Consider the following 16,384-nt stretch of genomic DNA (forward strand, 5'->3'; position numbering starts at 1 on the left):
TCGGCGTCGGCAGCGGCGAGGTGCTGGTGCCGATGCACCAGGTGGGCGCCGACGTCGTGGGCGCCGCCCTGGCGCTGCCGCTCCCCGCGATCACGGCCGCCCCCGCGTCCGAGACCGTCGACCCCGCCCCCGCCGAGGAGGTGCGGGCCTGCCCCGGCCCCCTCGTGCGCCTCTCCGACGAGTCGGGTCAGGACGCCACCGCCATCTCCGGCGTCGGCACCGCCCAGACCGGCGAGGCCGCCTCCACCCCCGAGGCGGCCATCGACGTCAGCGCCCTGCTCTCGCCCGACGACCGCACCTCCACCGCCGACTCCGCGCCGCTCCGCATCGCGCTGCCGGCCGACGAGGCCGCCACCGGCGACACGCTCTTCGCCGCCGCCCAGTCGCAGAACATCGCCGAGGGAGACCTCGTCGGCCTCGCCACCGCCGCCTGCGGCGAGGCCTCGGCCGACAGCTGGTTGGTAGCCGGTTCGACCACGGTCGGCCGCACCAGCTTCGTGGTGCTGGGCAATCCGGGCGACGTGCCGGCGGTCGTCGACCTCGCTCTCTACGGGGAGCAGGGGCCGATCGACGCGCCGGGCGCCTCGAAGATCGACGTGCCCGCGCGCTCGACGCGCATCCTGTCGCTGGCCGGGCTCGCGCCCGACCTCGCCTCACCCGTGCTGCACGTCACCGCCGAGGTGGGTGCCGTCACGGCCGCGCTGCAGCAGAGCGTCGTGCGGGGTCTGGCGCCCGGCGGCGTCGAGCTGGCCGGTGCCACCGCGGGGGCGTCGACCGAACAGGTGATCGCGGGCATCCGCGTGTCAGGCACCTCGTCGATCGCCGAAAAGGTGGGCAGCCCCGAGACGGCCGATCTGCAGAGCGTGCTGCGCCTGGTCGTGCCGGGCGCCGACCCGGCGTCGGTGACGATCAAGGTCGCCGAGGAGCGCACCGGCGGCACCGAGACCGAGTACCAGCTCGGGCTGACGCCGGGCGTGGTGACCGAGTTTCCGCTGCAGGACATCCCCGACGGCCTCTACTCCGTCACCATCGACTCCGACCAGCCCGTGGTGGCCGGCGCGCGCACCTCGACGATCGTCAACGGGACGACCGACTTCGCCTGGTACCAGCCGGTCGAGCAGCTCGACTCGCCGTTCTTCGTCACCATCGCCGACGGGCCGGGCGCCCGGCTGCACCTGGTGAACGAGAGCGAGGGTGACGCCGACGTGGTGTTCACCAAGACCGACGGATCCGAGTCGAGCGGCACCTTCGTGCCCGGCGCCCGCTCGCTCTCGCTCGAGCCCGGCTCGTACCTCGTCACGTCGTCGGTGCCCGTGGGTGCGGTGGTGAGCTACTTCGGCGACGGCGTGCTCTCGTCGTACACGATCGCCCGGCCCGGCCCCGAGGCGACGCCGATCACGGTCTACCCCTAGCCGGGGCGGCGGCGCAGCCGGCCCCGTGCCTCAGAAGTGCCGGAACCGCTCCGGCGCCAGATCCCACGGATCCTTGCCCAGCAGCTCCGCGACCGCCCGGAACACGCACGACTCGATCGCGAGCCGCCGATGCGTCTCGTCGTCCTCGTGCAGCCGCGACATCCGCTCGATGGGCAGCCGGAACATGATCACCCGCGATGTCGTGACCGCCCAGCGGTCGACGTGGTCGGGCGAGCCGAAGCTGCCGAACGGCATGGTCGCCACCTCGAACCGCACCCCGTCGAGCTCGGCCGGCCAGAGGCTCTTGAGGTACTCGGCGGTCGACGCGACGGTCTGGTCGAAAAGATCGATGCGCGTGCGCAGGAACGGCAGGTGCGGCCCCGCCACCGACGAGCGCAGCTCGCGCCCGTGCCGGCTGCGGCTGCGCGCCCGCACGGCCGCCGATCGCGGAGACCTGCGGGAACGTGCCATGCCCCCAGTCTAGAGCGGCGCCGACCGGCTCCGACCGGCATCGGCCCGGCGCCGGCTGCTCCTGCGGGCGACACGGTGCGCGCCTGCGGCCCGGTGTCGGAGGCCGCGGTTAGGCTGGCAGCGATGACGAACAGGGAATGCTCTCGGCCCTCGTGCCGTGGTGAGGCCACCACGACGCTCACCTACGACTACGCCGATTCGCTCATCGTCGTCGGCCCGCTCAGCCCCGTCGCCGAGCCGCACAGCTACGACCTCTGCGCCCGCCACATCGACCGCTTCTCGGCCCCTCAGGGCTGGCAGGTCATGCGGCACGTGTTCATCGAGAACTAGACGCTCCCGCTGCCGGCGGGGTTCCGGATGCGCGTTCCGCCCGCTCCCCGGCGAGCCGCCGTTCGCGCGCCGAGAGGAACAGCGGGAACGCGAACGCCAGCGCCACGAGCGGCACCAGCAGCACGTAGAGCCAGAGGCCGCGCATCCGGAGCCGACGCCCCTCGACGACCATGAGCACGATGGCGGCGACCGCCACCACGGCGAGGTCGACCCCGAGCGAGTCGACCGACGGCCCACTGCCGAACCACTCGCCGAGGAAGTCGCGCCGCTCGACGATCGCGACGACGTTGAACGTCCAGGTGCCGACGAGGCCCACCACCGCCAGCACGAGGTAGACCACGGCGGCGGGCGTCCACCGCCCCGGGGCATGGCCGCGACCGGCCGCGCGAACGCCCCCGCTCCCGGCGCTCCCGGCGCTCACGCGCGCACCCCGTCGCTCCCGGCGCTCACGCGCGCACCCCGTCGCTCGCCACGCCCACCGTCTCGCCCGCCCCGTGCGACGACGACGCCGCCACCGCCGCCGCACCCGACGCCGCAGCCGCAGCGGCACCCGACGCCGCAGCGGCGCTCGACGGCGGGGTCGGCGCCGCACCCGACGGCCCTCGCTCAGGCCACGGCGCCGCCGCCGCCCCTCGACCCACCCGGGCCGCCCGAACCAGCACCGCCGCCGCCGCGAGGAGCACCCCGCCCGCCACCGCCCAGCCCGCCACGAGCACCGCGCCCGACGGCTGCATGATCGACTGCCCCGCCAGCGCCTGCGCGGTCAGCACCGCGAGCCCGCCCGCGTACCCCGCCACGACCACGACCACGAGCCGCCGCCGCACCCGGTCGTCGGCAAGCACCCGCACCCGCCGCCCGAGCAGGTCGAGCCCGATCGCGACGAGCGGGATCAGCTGCAGCGCGTGCATGCCCACGAAGTGCGGGATGCGGAGGTCGCCCGCCACGGTGCTCCACCCGAGCACCGGCAGCCCCGGCCCGCCGTCGGCGAGCCCCACCGTGTGCGCCCCGACCACACCCTGCCAGTCGTCGAGCTGTGCGGCCGTCGGCCCCGTCATCAGGAAGGCCAGCCCCATGCCGACCAGGGCGAGCGCGGCCCCCGCCCGCACGGCGAGGGTGAGCGACGGCGTCGGCAGCCGGAACCAGAACAGCAGCACCGTCGTCACGAAGGTCGCGACGTAGAGCACGGTGATCGAGACGGCCATGGTGGCCCAGACCGCCGCCGAGAATCCGCTCGAGACGTTGAAGTGGCTCGTGGTGCCCGCGGCCGCCGCACCCACGATGGCCACCTGCTCCACCGCGAGGGCCACCGCGATCACGATGCCGGCCCCGTGCGCCAGCCGCCGGAAGCGGGGGAGGTGCGCTATCAGCCACGCCCACGTGACGCTGTACACGAGGATCGACAGCGAGAACTTCAGCGGCTTCAGCCACACCTCGGCCCCCGTCACCTGCCGCGGGTCGACGAGCGCGCCCACGAGACAGACGACCGAGCACAGCACCATCAGGGCGGCGACGGCCATCAGCGGCCGGTGCCAGCCGAAGGCCCGCAGCAGGGCGGGGCGGGAAGCGGTCATCGGAGGTTCCTCTCAGCGGTGCGGTGGGCCTGGGCGATGCGCCGGAGGCCGAGGGAGAGCGTGTCGCCGAGCACGGTGCCGACGACCATGAGCTCGGTGCGGTCGGCCCGGTCGGCGATGGCGCCCACCGCGTCGAGATCGGCCGAGGCGACCGTGGCGGCGGCCTCGGCGTAGCGGTCGAGGTAGTCGTCGGTGAGCGGATGCCCCGCCTTCGCGAACGCGTCGATCGTCTGCGCCACGATGCGGCGCCCGACGTTGTCGCCGCAGTGCGCCCACCCGGCGCGCTCGATCACCCCGTCGGCGCGCTCGTAGCTCTCGGCCCCCGGCTCGGAGACCCCGGGCACCGCGTCGCGCGACAGCGCGTTCTGCGCGGTCTCGAAGGTCTCCGCGATCGGCCGCTCGTCGTCGAGGGCCTCGAGCACGGCCGACACCGAGCCGATCGAGAGCTTGCCCACCTCGAGCAGGGCCCGGATGAGCCTCAGCCGGTGCAGGTGCGAGTCGTCGTAGCTGGTGCGGTTGCCGCCCTCCCGGGTGCCCGCCGGCAGCAGCCCCTCCCGCACGTAGTACTTGATCGTGGCGGCGGGGGTGCCCGAGACGTCGGCGAGGGCGGAGATGAGCATGCGCCGATAGTAGCACTACCGGTAGCGCCACTACCAGCTCGAATACGACGACCTTCTGGGCGGGCCGGACCGATCAGCGGTCGGGGAACCCGTTCGGCAGACCCCTCAGCACCGGGTCGACGCGCGAGAGCCGCTCCCGCTCGATCATCAGCGCGCGGTACTCCCGGTCGCGCCGCAGGGCGGCGACCCCCACCAGGAAGGTCTCCGGATGCACGTTCGGCAGCGGGGACACGAACGGCGACGTCTCGGCGGCGAGCTCGTGGGCGAGCCGGGCACGCGTGGCCGGGGTCATCCGCGAGGCCTGGGTGAGGAAGGCCACGAGCCGCCGGGACAGGCGGTCGGGCAGCTTCGCCACGTCGGCGGTCTGCGCCCAGAGCGCGAGCTCGGCCGGCACCCCGACGGAGAAGGGCCGCGGGGCGGGCACCCGCTCGTGCTGGCTGTAGGTGCCGGCCAGCAGGTCGCCGAGCCGCTTCGAGCGGGAGTTCAGCAGCGAGGTCACGAAGGCGAGCCCGCCGAAGGTGGCGAAGATCTCGACGAAGCCGAGCAGGCCGCGGATGATGCTGTGCCGCAGGGCGATGGATCCTCCGTCGTCGCGCACGATGCGGGCGCCGATGACGAGCCGGCCGAGGGAACGGCCGCCCGAGGCGAACTCGACCACGATCGGGGCGATCACGAGGAAGGCGATCACGAGGGCGATCGACAGCGCCTGGGTGAGCGCCGGATCGAACGCGACCCCGCTGGCCACCACCGCGGAGAAGACCCAGATGGCGCCGATGAGCGGGAGCACGTAGGCGGCGAAGTCGATGGCGCCGCTGGCGCTCCGCAGCAGGAAGCTCGCGGGCCGCACGTCGAGGGCGACGGCCTCGCCGGTGAGCAGCTCGTCGTCGGCGACCGAGGCGCTCGACCCCGAGGCGCCCGACACCGAGGCGCTCGACCCCGAGGCGCTCGCGCTCGCGCTCGCTCCCACCGCGCTTGTTCCCCCCACGGACGGCTGCGACATGAATATCATCTAATCAGATGGATCTTGACGCGTACTCCGAAGCCCATCGCGACGAGTGGACTCGTCTCGATGACCTCGGGCGACGGCGCTCGTTCTCGGGCCGCGAGGCCGACGAGCTGATCGAGCGGTACCAGTCGGGGTCGACCCAGCTCTCGGCCATCAAGACGGTGGCGGGCTCCACGGCCCAGGGCGACCGCTTGTCGGTCTCGCTCTCGCGGGCCCGGCTGCGGTTCACCGGCGCCGGGTCGAACCTGCTGCGGCAGCTGCCGCTCTTCTTCGCGGTGCAGCTTCCCGCCGCCCTCTACCGGTTGCGCTGGCTCACCCTCGCCGTCGCGGTCGCGACCGTCGTGATCGCCGGGCTCTATGCGATCTGGATCTCGCAGAACCCCGCGGTGCTGGCCGCCCTCGGCGACGACGCGACGTTGAAGAAGCTGGCGGAGGAGGACTTCGTCGACTACTACTCCGAGAATCCGGCGGCCTCGTTCACGGGGCTCGTCTGGACGAACAACGCCTGGATCGCCGCCCAGTGCATCGCCTTCGGCATCCTCGGCTTCTACGTGCCCGCGATCATCATCAGCAACGCCCAGAACCTGGGCGTGAACGCCGCCGTCATGTTCGAGTACGGCCACGGCGACATCTTCTTCCTCTACATCATGCCGCACGGGCTGCTCGAGCTGACGGCCATCTTCGTGGCCGCGGCGGCCGGGCTCCGCATCTTCTGGGCCTGGGTCGCGCCCGGGGCGAAGACCCGTGGGCGCTCGCTCGCCGAGAACGGGCGGTCGCTGTTCACGGTGGCGATCGGCCTGGTGTTCGTGCTGTTCGTCTCGGGGGTCATCGAGGGCTTCGTGACACCGGCGCCCTGGCCCTGGCCCGTGAAGATCGGCATCGGAGCGCTCGCTCTGCTGGCGTTCCTGTTCTACATGGTCGTCATCGGCGGCCGGGCCGCGCGGGCGGGCCAGACGGGCGACCTCGAGGAGTTCGAGGCGGGGGCCACCCAGCTCGTCGCGGGCTGAGCGGATGGCCCGGCCACTGGCATCCTGGACGGCCCGCTAGAGCCGACCGGCCGCCTTCAGCGCGATGTACCGGTCGGCGAGGGCCGGTGGCAGCTCGGCCGGCGACCCGGTGATGACGTCGGCGCCGAACCGCTTCAGCACCGTGGTCACACGGGCCGCGTCGAGCAGCGCCCGCTCGGCCGCCGCCGCGCGGTAGACCTCCTCGCGATCGCCGCGGTGGTGCACGCCGGCGGTCACGTCGGGATCGGTCACCGAGCTCACGACGACGGTGTGGTCGCGGGTGAGCTGCGGCACGATCGCCATCAGCTCGCGGGAGATGCCGGGGGAGTCGATCGCCGTGGCGAGCACGACCAGCGAGCGCTGCGTCGTGCCCTGTCGCACGAGGCCGGGCACCGCCGTCCAGTCCATCTCGATCAGGTCGGGATCGATCGGCGCCATCACGTCGACCATCCGAGAGAGCAGTTCGGGGCCGGACGCCCCGTGCACCCGGCCGCGCAGCCGGCGGTCGTAGAGGATGACGTCGACCCGGTCGCCCGCGCGGGTGGCGAGAGCCGCGAGCAGCAGCGCGCTCTCGAACGCGGTGTCGATGCGCGGCTCGTCGTCGATGCGCGCGGCCTGAGTGCGCCCGGTGTCGATCACGATCACCACACGCCGGTCGCGCTCGGGCCGCCAGGTGCGCACCATCACGTCGCTGTGCCGGGCGGTGGCCCGCCAGTCGATGGAGCGCACGTCGTCGCCCCGCACGTACTCGCGCAGGCTGTCGAACTCGGTGCCCTGGCCCCGGATCATCACGCTCGCCCGCCCGTCGAGCTCGCGCAGCCGGGCCAGCCGGGAGGGCAGGTGCTTGCGGGCGTTGAACGGGGGCAGCACGCGGATGCGCCCCGGCGCCGTCAGGGTCGCCTGGCGGGCGGCCAGCCCGAGCGGTCCGAGGCTCCGCACGGTGATGCGCTCGGTGCGCCGCTCGCCGCGCCGGAAGGGCGTGAGGGTCAGGGTCAGGGCCCGGCGCTCTCCGGCGGGGATCGTGACCGGCAGGCGTGCGGTGCTCGCCCCGGCCGAGGGCTGCCAGGCGTCGCGGACGACGGCTCTGAGCATCCGTCGACCGGTGTTGGTGAGGTACAGGGTGCTCGTGGCCGTGTCACCGAGTCGCACCCGGGCCGGCAGGGTGCGGTCGACGCCGAGGCGCCGGGGTGAGGCGGCGGCGACCAGGTCGATCACGACGAGCACCACGACGAGCACGATCCAGGCCAGCAGCGCCTCAAGCGCGCGGTCGTAGAACTCGCCGATCAGCACCACCGGCACGACGCCGAGGGCCACGAGGGCGACGAGCCGCCCCGTGACCGTCACGGCCGGGCCGCCTCTGCCGGGTGGGGGAGCCTCATCAGATCGGCACCCGCACCTGCGTGAGGATCGACCGCAGGATGGCGTCGACCGACACGCCCTCGAGCTCGGCCTCGGGCCGCAGCTGGATGCGGTGCCGGAGCACCGGCAGCACCATCGCCTGCACGTGGTCGGGCGTGATGCCGGGCGAGCCGTTCAGCCAGGCCCAGGCCTTGGCCGCCGCCAGCAGCGCGGTCGAGCCGCGCGGCGAGACGCCGAGCTTGACCGACGGGCTCTGCCGGGTGGCCCGCGCGAGGTCGACGATGTAGCCGAGCACGTCGGGGGAGGCCTGCACCCGCGCCACCGCGCGCTGCGCCTGGGTGAGCTCGGCCGCGCCGAGCACCGGTGTGACCCCCGCCGCGGTCAGGTCGCGCGGGTTGAACCCGCCCGCGTGCCGGGTCAGCACGTGGACCTCGACCGCGCGCTCGGGCAGGTCGAGCACGAGCTTCAGCAGGAAGCGGTCGAGCTGCGCCTCGGGCAGCGTGTAGGTGCCCTCGTACTCGATCGGGTTCTGCGTGGCGGCGACGAGGAACGGGTCGGGCAGCGCACGCGTGACGCCGTCGGCGCTCACCTGACGCTCCTCCATCGCCTCCAGGAGCGACGACTGCGTCTTGGGGGGCGTGCGGTTGATCTCGTCGGCGAGCAGGATGTTCGTGAACACCGGCCCCTCGCGGAACGAGAACTCGCCGGCCTTGGCGTCGTAGATCAGCGAACCGGTCACGTCGCCCGGCATCAGGTCGGGGGTGAACTGCACGCGCTTGGTGTCGAGACTGAGCGCCTGGCTGACGGAGCGCACCAGCAGCGTCTTGGCGACACCGGGCACACCCTCCAGCAGCACGTGGCCGCGGGCCAGCAGGGCGATGATCATGCCGGTGACGGCGCCGTCCTGGCCGACCACGGCCTTGCCGACCTCGGTGCGCACCTGGGCGAGGGTGCGCCGCAGCTCGTCGTCGCTGGGGGCTGCGGTGTACTGGTCTGTCATCGGTGGTTCCTCACTGCTTCGCGGAGCTGGGTGGTCGACTGGGCCGGGATCATGGGGTCAACGGGGGGTGTTCGCGGCGACCTGCTGCTCGAGCACGAGCAGACGGTCGGAGTAGTCGAGGAGCTCGCGCTCCGAGCGCGGCACCGCTCCGACGAGGATGTCGTACACCTCGTCGACCCCTCGGCCGGTGCTGTTCGCGACGGAGCGGCTGACCTCGACGACGTCGGCGTACCGCGGCAGGTTCAGCGCCGTGGTGAGCCGGGAGATCGTGCCGATGCGCAGCGCGTCGAGCGCCCGGCCGTGGGCCGACTGCCGCGCGTACAGGCGCGCCCGGCCCTCCATCGTCTCCGACGCCCGCACCGTGACGGGCAGGTTCTCGACGACCACGGGGCCGAAGCGGCGGCCGCGCCAGATGCCGGCGGCCACGGTGGTGAGCAGCAGCACCAGGATGACCGGGGTGACCCAGCCCGGGGTCAGTTCGCCGAGCGTGGGGGTCGCCCCGTCGAAGTCCTCGTAGCCGGGCTGGTACCAGACCAGGGTCTCGTGCGTGCCCAGGAGGCCCAGCACGAGGGCCGCGTTGCCCTGCAGCGCGACGGAGTCGTTCGTCAGGGCGTCGCCGGCTCCGAGCACGGTGACCGTCCCGGCGCCCGCGGGCTGCTGCAGCAGGGAGTAGGAGTCGTCGCCCGCGGGGAAGCAGCGAACGGTGTCGGCTCGGGTCGCCTCGGCGTCGGCGTCGAGCAGGCGGTAGGCCCAGGAGGGCTGGGAGATCGTCCCGGCGCGCTCGGCGGCCGGCAGCGCGCATCCGGCACCCACCGTGGAGTCGTCGGCGGCGGCCCCCGCGTTCGCGATGCCGTCGGCCATCGACTCGAGCTCGTCGGAGCCGGGTTCGACGAGCACCAGGTCGGCGCCTCCCTCGGCGAGGGCGCGCACGGCGTCGCGGCCGTCGTCGTCGAGGTAGCCCGAGGCGTCGGAGAACAGGATGCCCGCCCGCCCGCCCGCCTCCTCGACCGCCGACCGGGCCTCGTCGAGCGTCGTCGCCTCGACCACGTCGACGCCCTGCTGGCGCAGCACCTCGGCGACGGCGCGGCTGCCGGTCGCACCGGCGTTGCCGATCGAGAAGCGCTCGCCGTCGGGGATGCCCGAGGCGCTGGAGAAGACGGTGAACAGGGCGCCGAGGATCGCCAGCACGATGGCGGCGATCCAGAACAGCCGGCGCCTGAGGGTCGTGCGGAGGCGCGGTGTCTCGGTGATGGCCTCGGCCGGGGCGATGCTCATCGCACCAGCTCGCCGGGCACGGCCTCGAGCGCGACCGGTCGCTCGGCCTGCAGCCGGCGGTCGAGCAGCACGATGCGGTCGTAGTCGGCCCGGTCGGCCGAGCGGTCGAGGTAGCGCACCCCGTCGAACAGTCCGGCTCCGTCGGCGAGCTCGCCCCGGGCTCCGGGGAAGGAGGTGGCGGCGCGGCGGGAGAAGTCCTGCGCGGTGGTGCCGGGGGAGGTCGTGACGATGGTGCGTTCGGTCAGCCCCCGGGCCAGGCCGCGGAACGCCTCCTCGACGGCCACCGTGAAGTCGCCGGCGGCGGCCGCCCGCGCGGCGGAGGCGCGGAGCTCGGCGGCGGAGCGGGTGTCGTCGGTGCCGAACAGGCCGCCGATCTCGACCCGGCTGCGGCGGTTCAGGCGCGGACGGCCGTAGACGAGGAACACGACCACCAGCACCACGACCACGATGACGACCCCGATCAGCGGGATCAGGCCGCCGAAGCCCGAGCCGTCGGGCACCCGGAGGGACGAGAACCAGTCGGCGACCGCCTGCGACACCCGGTCGAACCAGGTCGGCTGGGCGGCCTGGTAGGGCGCCTTGCTGAGCTCGCCGATCATCCACTCGCGTGCCTCGTCGGCGCCCGGCTCCACCGGCACGTCGGCGACGACGGCGGTCGTGGCTGCCGCGAGGGCGGAGATCATGCCCGGGGCCCGGTGGGCGACGCGGTGGTGGCGTAGGGGTCGGGCCAGGCGTCGAGGCCGTCCTGGCGCGACTCGACGAAGCGCTGCAGCTCGAGGTCGAGCCCCTCCTTGCGCATGCGCAGGTCGAGGTAGACCACGGCGACCGTGGCGGCCTGCACCACGGAGGTGACGGCACCGAGCAGCAGGCTCAGGGCGAGGAACAGCACGTAGAGCACGATCAGCGCCGCGATGCCCGCCCCCGTGTTGTTGGGGTCGATCACGGTCAGGACCATGGGCAGCAGGAAGGAGAAGGGCGCCTGGATGATCTGGCCGGCGGCCGAGAGGATGATCGAGACGAGCGCGATCACTCCGAAGGTGCGCCAGAAGTTGCCGTTCGTGAGGCCCCACGACCGCCGCACGGCGGCCACCAGACCGGCCCGCTCGAGCACGATCACGCTCGGGACGAGGGCGAGCTTCGTGGCGAGCCAGGCGCCGAGCACCGCGAGGGCGAGGGCGAGCAGGATCGCGACGACGACACCCACCGCGAGCCCCACCGATCCGCCGACGAGGTTGGCGAGCAGCACGATGCCCACCAGCAGGGCGACCACCACGATCACGGCGGCGACCGTGATGGCGAACCAGCCCGTGAGGGGGAGGGTGCGCTTGAAGGCGGCCTTCCAGAGCTCGCCGAGCCGGCGCTTCTCACCCAGGGTGGCGCGGGCCACCTCGAGCACGAGCACCGCCTGCAGGAGGGCCGAGGCGAACAGCGAGAGCACGAGCGGCACGACGAAGGAGACGAGCACGATGCCGACGCTGCCGGCGTTCACCGCGTCGGCGTCGGCCTGCCCCTCGGCCGAGACCGAGCGCGAGATCGCCCAGAACACGGCGGCCCCCACGAAGACACCCGTGACCAGCACGATCACGAGCTGCACCAGCAGCCCGGAGCCGAAGGTGGCCTTGGGGTTGCGGCGCACCGCCTGGAACGGGGCGCCGAGCAGCGTGCCGAAGCCGAGGGGGCGCAGCGGGATGAGCCCGGGCTTCGGGGGCGGGGCCCACTGCGGCGGCGGGGCGGCGTAGCCGGTGCTCGGGGCGGCGTACTGCCAGGCCGGGGGCTGCTGCGGCACCGGTGGCGCGTACTGCCCGTACTGCGGAGCGGCGGGCGGCGCGTACTGCCCGTACGGCGGCACGGGCGGCAGCGCCGAGGGCGGCGGCGTCACGGGCTGATCGGCCCGGGCATCCGGCTGCTCGCCGGGCTCAGCGCCGGGCGCGGCCCAGCTGCCTCCATCGCTCATCGGCACTCCTCGACCTCTGTGACGACCCGACCCCCACGCCGACGCCCCGACTTGATGCCCCCATGCTTTCACACTCGCTCGGAGTTCGCCCGGCAAGCGCCCGGGTGGCCCGGGCATCCGCCGGACGCCGACCCTGCTCGACTACTCTGGTCGCCATGGACCCTCGCATTCTCGTTGTCGACGACGACACGGCCCTTGCGGAGATGATCGGCATCGTGCTGCGCGCGGAGGGCTTCGACCCCGTGTTCTGCGCCGACGGCTCGGAGGCGCTCGACGCCTTCCGCGATGCCAAGCCCGACCTCGTGCTGCTCGACCTGATGCTGCCCGGCATGGACGGCATCGAGGTCTGCGGCCTGATCCGGGCCGAGTCCGGCACCCCCATCATCATGCTGACCGCGCGCACCGACACCTCCGACGTCGTGAAGGGCCTCGAGTCGGGCGCCGACGACTACGTGGTCAAGCCCTTCAATCCCAAGGAGTTGGTGGCACGCATCCGCACCCGCCTGCGCCCCGCGCCCGAGTCGACGCCCGAGACCCTGCAGATCGGCGACCTCACCCTCGACGTGGCCGGCCACGAGGTGCGCCGCGGAGCATACCGCATCAACCTCACCCCGCTCGAGTTCGACCTGCTGCTCGCCCTGGCCTCCAAGCCCCAGCAGGTGTTCACCCGCGAGATGCTGCTCGAGCAGGTCTGGGGCTACCACTACAAGGCCGACACCCGCCTGGTGAACGTGCACGTGCAGCGGCTGCGCGCCAAGGTCGAGGAAGACCCCGACAACCCCAAGATCGTGATGACCGTGCGCGGGGTCGGCTACCGCGCCGGGTCGTCCTGATGCCGTGACCGACGGGCGGGGCATCCGTCGCCCCTCGGCGGTGCTGCGCGACTGGCGCTCGTGGCCGCGCCGCACGGTGCGCGCGTGGCGGCGCTCGCTGCAGTTCCGCACCGTCGTGATCACCGTCGCGCTCTCGGCCGTCGCCGTGCTCGTCACCGGCAGTTACATGTCGATCTCGATCGGCAACGACCTGTTCCAGTCGCGCCTGCAGCAGGTGCTCGTGGAGTCGAAGAACGCGGCCTCGGCGGCGCAGACCATCTTCGACTCCTCCGACGCGGGGGGCGAGGCCTCGACGATCTCCCTGCTCTCCTCGGCGAAGTCGGCCATCATCGCCTCGTCGTCGAGCCGGCTGATCGCGCTCTACGCCACGCCGGGCCAGTCCACCGGCGAGACCACCGTGCTCTCGTTCGCGAGCCCCGAGCTCGCCGGCAATGGCGTCATCACGCAGCAGCTCCAGGATGCGGTGGCCGGCGACACCGACGACCAGCAGTACTGGCAGTCGGTGCCGTTGCCCGATCAGACCGGGGGGACCGACCCGGGCATCGTGGTCGGCTCCCCGCTCACCATCCCGGGCGCCGGGCAGTTCGAGCTGTACATCGGCTACAACCTCGCCGAGGCCGAGCAGACGCTCGTGTTCGTGCAGCAGACGCTGCTGCTGTCGAGCCTCGCGCTGATCATCCTGATCGGGCTGATCGCCGGCCTGATCGTGCGGCTCGTCGTGAAGCCCATCCGCACCGCCGCCGAGACGAGCGAGAAGCTCGCCGCCGGGCAGCTCGAGGTGCGCATCCCCGAGCGGGGGCAGGACGTCATCTCCACCCTCGCCCGCTCGTTCAACGGGATGGCCGACAGCATGCAGGCCCAGATCACCCAGCTGGCCGAGCTGTCGCAGGTGCAGCAGCGCTTCGTCTCCGACGTCTCGCACGAGCTGCGCACCCCGCTCACCACGATCCGGCTCGCCGGCGACGTGCTCTACGACCAGCGCGAGAGCTTCCCGCCCGCCACCGGTCGCACGGCAGAGCTGCTGCACACCCAGACCGAGCGCTTCGAGCTGCTGCTCGGCGACCTGCTGGAGATCAGCCGCTTCGACGCCGGCTCCGCCTCGCTCGACACCGAGCCCACCAACCTCGTGCGCCTCGCCGAGGACGCCATCGAGCAGATGGAGTCGCTCGCCGAGCAGGCCGGGTCGCCGCTGCGCCTCGTCGCCCCGGGCGGGTACTTCGAGGCCGAGGTGGATGCGCGGCGCATCCGCCGGATCGTGCGCAACCTGCTCGGCAACGCGATCGAGCACGGAGAGGGCAAGCCGATCGTGGTCAGCGTCGACAGCGACGAGCGGTTCGTGGCGCTGTCGGTGCGCGATTACGGCAGCGGGATGACCGAGGAGGAGGCCGAGCGCGTGTTCGACCGGTTCTGGCGGGCCGACCCGTCGCGGAAGCGCACGATCGGGGGCACCGGGCTCGGGCTCGCGATCTCGCTCGAGGACGCCACGCTGCACAAGGGGGCGTTGGAGGTGTGGTCGCGGCCGGGGGCCGGGAGCTGCTTCCGGTTGACGCTGCCGCGAGTGCAGGGGCGGGTCGGGGCCGGCGCGGGCTCGGGTTCCGGTCTTGGTGCCGGTGCAGTGGTCGCGGGCGGGCAGTCCTCGCCCCTGCCGCTGGTGCCGGGCGACGCGTTCGGCGAGGCCCCGGCCGTGGCCGAGCTGCGCGCGCCCACCGGTTCGACGTCGATGGTGGGGGACGACCGTGGCTGAGCGCGTTCTCGCCGGGAGCGGCTCGCCGCGCATCCGCTCGCTCACCCGGTGGCTGGGAGCCCTGCTCGCCCTCGTGGTGCTGGCCGGGCTCGCCGCGTGCACCGGCATCCCGCGCTCGGGCGACGTGCAGCCGGGCGACGCGATCGGCACCGACGACGACATCGACGTGGTGTTCCTCGCGGAGGGACCGACGGCCGGAGCGTCGCAGCAGGCCATCCTGAACGGCTTCATCCAGGCGGCCAAGAGCCCGCAGGACGACTACGCCATCGCCCGCCAGTACCTCACCCCCGCCGCCGCCGCGAGCTGGAAGCCGAACGAGAAGACGCTCGTCGACTCGGGCACCCGGCCGACCAGCCGAAGCGACGAGTTCACCCTGCAGATGACGGCGACTCCCGTGGCGACGGTCGACGCCTCGGGCATCTACGCGACGAGCCCCTCGAACGCGCCGACGTCGCTGAGCTTCGGCTTCACCCAGCAGGACGGCGAGTGGCGCATCAACGGCCTCGACGACGGCACGGTGATCGAGGACGTCTTCTTCGACCAGATCTTCAGTTCGTACTCCCTCTACTTCTTCGACCCCACCTTCACCTACCTCGTGCCCGACCTGCGCTGGTTCGCGACCTCGTCGGCGGTGGGCACCCGGGTGGTGAAGGCGCTGCTGAAGGGCCCGGTGGCCTGGCTCGGCGGCGGTGCCGTGGTGTCGGCGTTCCCCGAGGGCACGACGACGACCTCGGTGGTGACCGCGTCGGGGCAGACCCGGGTGGAGCTGTCGAGCAATGTGCTGCAGTCCGACGAGACCGACCTGCGGCGCATGCAGGCGCAGCTGCGCTCGAGTCTCAGCGGGCTCGCCTCGGCGTCGAGCGTGGTGATCTCGGTCGACCAGAACGTGGTGCCGTTCCCGGCCTCCGACTCGACGGTCGCCGATGCGACCCCGCGGGTCAACTCGCTGCCGCTCGTGGTCAGCGACGGCGAGTTCGGCTACCTCAGCGGCGGCGCGGTGAGCCCGATCGAGGGGATCAGCGAGGGCGTGAAGTCGGTGCAGCCCCAGTCGGCCGCCTACTCGGCGGTGTCGGGCACGGTGGCGGTGAAGGCCGGAAACGGCTCCGTCGTGGCGGTGCGCGAGACCTCGGGCGGCGTGCCGATCGTGCAGCAGATCGACACCCGGCCGGGCCTGATCGACCCGGCCGTCGACCCGTGGGGCTTCGTCTGGTCCATCCCGTCGGGGGAGCCGACGGCGGTGCTGGCCGGGGGCGCCTCGACCGACGCGCCCCTGTCCATCCCCACCACCTGGGACGGCGCCTCCAGCATCACGAGCTTCGAGATCTCGCGCGACGGCACCCGCGCCGTGGCGTTCCTCGAGGTCGCGGGGGCGGCGAAGCTCGTGGTGGCCGCGGTCATCCGCGACCAGAACGGGGTTCCGCAGCAGCTCGGGCAGGCCGTCGAGCTCACCACCGGGCCGGGCACGCCGATCGACGCCACCTGGGTCGACCAGTTCTCGGTCGCCTCGGCGACGGCGCTGCCCGGCGAGGTGCGGGTGGTCGCGCAGCAGCTCGGCGGGCGCTCGACGAACCTCGGTGCGCCGTCCTCGGCCGTGTCGCTCTCGGGGTCGAACGACCTCGACGGCCTGCGGGTGCTCGGCACCGACGGCAGCCTGCTGCAGCAGCGGGGGAGCGCCTGGCAGGCGACGACGAGCGGGGTGTCCGAGCTCGGGGTGCAGAACTAGTACGGCACATCCGGTCGGGTCGGCGCAGTTCTGCACAGGTGGCCGGATGCGCGTCCCGCCCGGTCGGGGCTCGTGCACT

16 protein-coding genes are annotated in these 16,384 nt (G+C 73.1%); 6 read left to right on the plus strand and 10 right to left on the minus strand.

Annotated features, from left to right (window positions below; genetic code table 11):
• A partial coding sequence (locus NVV95_RS17385; protein ID WP_259487829.1) for a DUF5719 family protein occupies positions 1 to 1,412 on the plus strand: 1,412 nt, incomplete at its 5' end.
• Between the two features lie 30 nt (positions 1,413 to 1,442).
• Here the strand turns inward: NVV95_RS17385 and NVV95_RS17390 are convergent.
• On the minus strand, positions 1,443 to 1,883 hold the full coding sequence (locus NVV95_RS17390) for a metallopeptidase family protein (protein WP_259487830.1): 441 nt from the start codon (positions 1,881 to 1,883) through the stop codon (positions 1,443 to 1,445).
• Positions 1,884 to 2,006: 123 nt separating this feature from the next.
• Here NVV95_RS17390 and NVV95_RS17395 point away from each other — a divergent pair, with 123 nt between their 5' ends.
• Positions 2,007 to 2,213, plus strand: a complete 207-nt coding sequence (locus NVV95_RS17395) for a DUF3499 family protein (RefSeq protein ID WP_259487831.1) — start codon at positions 2,007 to 2,009, stop codon at positions 2,211 to 2,213.
• Here NVV95_RS17395 and NVV95_RS17400 read toward each other — a convergent pair.
• The 4 genes from NVV95_RS17400 to NVV95_RS17415 form a co-directional block, all read right to left on the minus strand.
• Complete coding sequence (locus NVV95_RS17400; RefSeq protein WP_310796092.1) at positions 2,200 to 2,634, minus strand: DUF2834 domain-containing protein; 435 nt, start codon at positions 2,632 to 2,634, stop codon at positions 2,200 to 2,202. The genes NVV95_RS17395 and NVV95_RS17400 overlap by 14 nt on opposite strands.
• A gap of 25 nt (positions 2,635 to 2,659) precedes the next feature.
• Positions 2,660 to 3,784: a hypothetical protein gene (locus NVV95_RS17405; protein WP_259487832.1), complete on the minus strand. Its 1,125-nt coding sequence runs from the start codon at positions 3,782 to 3,784 to the stop codon at positions 2,660 to 2,662.
• Positions 3,781 to 4,404 carry a MerR family transcriptional regulator gene (locus NVV95_RS17410; protein ID WP_259487833.1) on the minus strand — a complete coding sequence of 208 codons (624 nt, stop codon included), beginning with the start codon at positions 4,402 to 4,404 and terminating at the stop codon, positions 3,781 to 3,783. The genes NVV95_RS17405 and NVV95_RS17410 overlap by 4 nt, the downstream gene beginning before the upstream one ends.
• 73 nt (positions 4,405 to 4,477) lie before the next feature.
• Positions 4,478 to 5,404, minus strand: a complete 927-nt coding sequence (locus NVV95_RS17415; protein WP_259487834.1) for an RDD family protein — start codon at positions 5,402 to 5,404, stop codon at positions 4,478 to 4,480.
• A gap of 17 nt (positions 5,405 to 5,421) precedes the next feature.
• Between NVV95_RS17415 and NVV95_RS17420 the strand changes: the two genes are divergently transcribed.
• Entirely contained in the window at positions 5,422 to 6,417 is a 996-nt protein-coding gene (locus NVV95_RS17420; protein WP_259487835.1) for a stage II sporulation protein M, read from the plus strand.
• A 36-nt stretch (positions 6,418 to 6,453) separates the two neighbouring features.
• Here the strand turns inward: NVV95_RS17420 and NVV95_RS17425 are convergent, their stop codons facing one another.
• Genes NVV95_RS17425 through NVV95_RS17445 form a run of 5 tightly spaced genes read right to left on the minus strand, consistent with a single transcriptional unit; the run spans position 6,454 to position 12,005 of the window.
• The gene (locus tag NVV95_RS17425; RefSeq protein WP_259487836.1) at positions 6,454 to 7,761 is read right to left on the minus strand and encodes a DUF58 domain-containing protein; all 1,308 of its coding nucleotides are present in this window, start codon (positions 7,759 to 7,761) and stop codon (positions 6,454 to 6,456) included.
• 34 nt (positions 7,762 to 7,795) lie between these two features.
• Complete coding sequence (locus NVV95_RS17430; RefSeq protein WP_259487837.1) at positions 7,796 to 8,776, minus strand: AAA family ATPase; 981 nt, start codon at positions 8,774 to 8,776, stop codon at positions 7,796 to 7,798.
• Positions 8,777 to 8,833: 57 nt separating this feature from the next.
• Positions 8,834 to 10,051 (minus strand): DUF4350 domain-containing protein, encoded by a 1,218-nt coding sequence (locus tag NVV95_RS17435; protein WP_259487838.1) that lies wholly within the window; start codon positions 10,049 to 10,051, stop codon positions 8,834 to 8,836.
• A complete protein-coding gene (locus NVV95_RS17440; RefSeq protein WP_259487839.1) occupies positions 10,048 to 10,734 on the minus strand; it encodes a DUF4129 domain-containing protein in 687 nt (228 codons plus the stop codon). Before NVV95_RS17440 ends, NVV95_RS17435 begins: the two co-directional genes overlap by 4 nt.
• Entirely contained in the window at positions 10,731 to 12,005 is a 1,275-nt protein-coding gene (locus NVV95_RS17445) for a DUF7847 domain-containing protein (RefSeq protein WP_259487841.1), read from the minus strand. The genes NVV95_RS17440 and NVV95_RS17445 overlap by 4 nt, the downstream gene beginning before the upstream one ends.
• Before the next feature lie 155 nt (positions 12,006 to 12,160).
• Between NVV95_RS17445 and mtrA the strand changes: the two genes are divergently transcribed.
• From mtrA to NVV95_RS17460, 3 genes are read left to right on the plus strand one after another with little or no spacing between them, the layout of a single operon-like run.
• Positions 12,161 to 12,838, plus strand: a complete 678-nt coding sequence (gene mtrA / locus NVV95_RS17450) for an MtrAB system response regulator MtrA (RefSeq protein ID WP_259487842.1) — start codon at positions 12,161 to 12,163, stop codon at positions 12,836 to 12,838.
• A gap of 4 nt (positions 12,839 to 12,842) precedes the next feature.
• Positions 12,843 to 14,582, plus strand: coding sequence for an MtrAB system histidine kinase MtrB (gene mtrB / locus NVV95_RS17455; protein WP_259487843.1), 1,740 nt, complete (start codon positions 12,843 to 12,845; stop codon positions 14,580 to 14,582).
• The gene (locus tag NVV95_RS17460) at positions 14,575 to 16,305 is read left to right on the plus strand and encodes an LpqB family beta-propeller domain-containing protein (RefSeq protein ID WP_259487845.1); all 1,731 of its coding nucleotides are present in this window, start codon (positions 14,575 to 14,577) and stop codon (positions 16,303 to 16,305) included. The genes mtrB and NVV95_RS17460 overlap by 8 nt, the downstream gene beginning before the upstream one ends.
• Positions 16,306 to 16,384 lie beyond the last annotated feature (79 nt).

The sequence above is a fragment of the Herbiconiux gentiana genome, from assembly GCF_024978135.1.
GTDB lineage: Bacteria > Actinomycetota > Actinomycetes > Actinomycetales > Microbacteriaceae > Herbiconiux > Herbiconiux gentiana.